Raw genomic sequence first — 2,343 nt, 5'->3', positions numbered from 1 at the left:
CGCGACGGCCCTCGGCGAAGGCCGCGTGCGCCGCACCGCGGGTGTACGCCTCGACCGCCTCGAGCACCGAGATCGCCTGGCGTGGGCCGAGCGGCTCGTCGATGCCACGCATCCGGCGGGCGGCGGCCACGGGGACCACCTCGCGCGGATCGAACGGGAAGTACGGCGCGTCCGAGCCCATCGCGACGACGGCCCCGGCGTCCAGCCAGGTGCGCACCGGGTTCACCTCGTCCACGCGGTCCCCCAGGCGTCGGCGCAGGCCCGCCGCGTTCTTCCAGGCGATCGACGGTTGCAACGACGCGACCACACCGAGACGTGCCGCGCGGGCAGCGCTCGCCGCGCTCGGTTCGAGGTAGGCGTGGATGAGCTGACACCCGAGGGGCGCCACGGACCGACCGGTCTCGCGTTCGGCGGCCTCGAGCCCGTCGAGCACCTCGGCGACCGCCCGGCTGCCGACCGCGTGCACGCCGAGTCCCCACCCGGCTCCGACGCAGGCGGTCGCGAGCCGGGCGAAGTCGTCGGCCGAGATGCGCTGCACCCCGTGGTCGTCGCCGACCCACGGGCGGTCGAGCAGCGCCTCGCCCTTCATGCCCTCGCCGTCGTAGTAGACCTTGATCGGCCCGAGGCGGAGCAGGTCGTCGCCGTCGCCGGTCGCCCCGCCGATCGACCGGAGGACGGCGAGTGCCGCGTCGACGTCGGGGACGGCGGGCGTGCCGAGTTCCGGGTACGGCATCGCCACGACACGCATGGTCAGCAGCCCGAGTCGGTGCGCCTCGCGGTACCCGGCGAGCTCCGGCACCGTCACCGCTGGGTCGACGACGCCGGTGAACCCCATGGCGTGCAGGAGCGGCTGCACACGCCGGATCGCGTCGAGTCGGTCCGCGATCGTCGGCGGGGTGTCACCGAGCCAGTCGGGAGCATCCGGATCGGCATCGCCGTCGGCGAGCATCGCGGCCGAGAAGGCATCGGCGTCCGCGCCCGCGTCGAGCAGCTGCAGCGCCTTGAGGCCGGCGCGCTGGGCGTGGGCGTGCGCATCGGTGAAGCCCGGCAGGACCGTCCCGACGACGTGCTCCTCGTCGACGTCCACACCGGAGTCGTGGGCTGCGGCACGCACCTCGTCCACGGTCCCGACCATGCGCACCCGGTCGCCCACGACGAGCATCGCGTCGACCGTCGGGACGAGGGGGTCCATGGTGCGGATGTGCCCGACGACGATGCGACCCGACGGTCCGCCGACCGACGACCGCACCGGCTCAGGCACGCGCCGGCTCCCGCTCGTCGAGCCAGGACCGCACCTCGGCCGCGGTGACGAGCGCATCGCGCTGCAGGTAGGCGATCGCCTCGAGGGCCGCGTCGTGCGCACGCTCGCTGGAGCCGGCGACGCAGTCGGTGAGCACCCGCACCGCGTAGTCGTGCTGGTGCGCGTCGGCCGCGGTGTAGTGGATGCACACGTCCGTCAGGCCACCGACGAGCAGCACCGTGCCGGCACGGTAGGCCTTGAGCACGATCTCGAGCTCCGTCCCGAAGAACGCCGAGTACCGACGCTTGCGGATCACGAACTCCTCCGGTCGGGGGTCGATCCACGAGGCGAGTTCGGTCTGCTCGTCGCCCTCGATGCAGTGCGGCCCTTCGGCACCGTCGAGCTCGCGGCCGATGTCGACGAGGTCCGGCTTGTGGACCTCCTGGATGAACACGACCGGCACACCCGCTGCCCGACAGTGCTCGATGAGGTCGCGGACGCGGGGCGCGCGTTCCGCGCGACCGTTCATGACGGGGATGCCCGGTGTGGGCATCGTCGAGGCGGCGCCGCCCTGGACGTCGACGACGATCAGGACGGGGTTGCCGGGGACGGCGAGCATGCGGTGGTTCCTTCCACGACGGATCGTGCACTCGGGTGGGGACCGGTGCGCGCCGTCGCCGCCAGTCTCCGACGGCTTCCGACACGGCACGGGTCGGGGGTGTTTCAGCGGCGTTAAACCTCAGGTGTCGTGGAGTCGACGCCGCTCGTGGGGTCCGACACGCTCCGCGCCGCTCGGCGCCGTCGGAACGGCAGCAGCTCCGCGACGCCGACCGGGGCGAACCCGTCGCCGACCGCGACCCACACGTCCGCTCGGTGCCGGCAAGACCACCATGACCCGGGGGCTCGGCGCGGCGCTCGGCGCCCGCGGGCAGGTGTCGAGCCCGACGTTCGTCCTCGCCCGGACCCACCCGACCACCGCCGGCCCGGACCTGGTGCACGTCGACGCGTACCGGCTGTCCGACCCGGTCGAGCTCGACGACCTCGACCTCGACTGGGACGCCTCGATCGTGGTCGTGGAGTGGGGCCGCGGGTCGTCGACGGCA

Annotated in this window: 3 protein-coding genes; 1 reads left to right on the top strand and 2 read right to left on the bottom strand. The window is 73.6% G+C overall.

Annotation, left to right across the window (positions count from 1 at the left end; translation table 11 throughout):
* Together I5E_RS14795 and I5E_RS14790 are read right to left on the bottom strand one after the other, a co-directional pair.
* A partial coding sequence (locus tag I5E_RS14795; RefSeq protein ID WP_187290513.1) for an amidohydrolase family protein occupies positions 1-1,261 on the bottom strand: 1,261 nt, incomplete at its 3' end.
* Positions 1,254-1,859, bottom strand: a complete 606-nt coding sequence (locus tag I5E_RS14790; RefSeq protein WP_022907667.1) for a cysteine hydrolase family protein — start codon at positions 1,857-1,859, stop codon at positions 1,254-1,256. The genes I5E_RS14790 and I5E_RS14795, both read right to left, overlap by 8 nt.
* A gap of 124 nt (positions 1,860-1,983) precedes the next feature.
* Here I5E_RS14790 and I5E_RS14785 point away from each other — a divergent pair.
* A partial coding sequence (locus tag I5E_RS14785) for a tRNA (adenosine(37)-N6)-threonylcarbamoyltransferase complex ATPase subunit type 1 TsaE (RefSeq protein WP_441294332.1) occupies positions 1,984-2,343 on the top strand: 360 nt, incomplete at its 3' end.

It is taken from the genome of Curtobacterium sp. B18 (genome assembly GCF_000333375.1).
Classification (GTDB): Bacteria; Actinomycetota; Actinomycetes; order Actinomycetales; family Microbacteriaceae; genus Curtobacterium.
This window is presented reverse-complemented; position numbering and strand designations above follow the sequence as displayed.

Excerpts from the sequence above, each read along its gene's own strand:
- I5E_RS14790 (WP_022907667.1), bottom strand. The coding sequence starts at position 1,859 with ATGCTCGCCGTCCCCGGCAACCCCGTCCTGATCGTCGTCGACGTCCAG.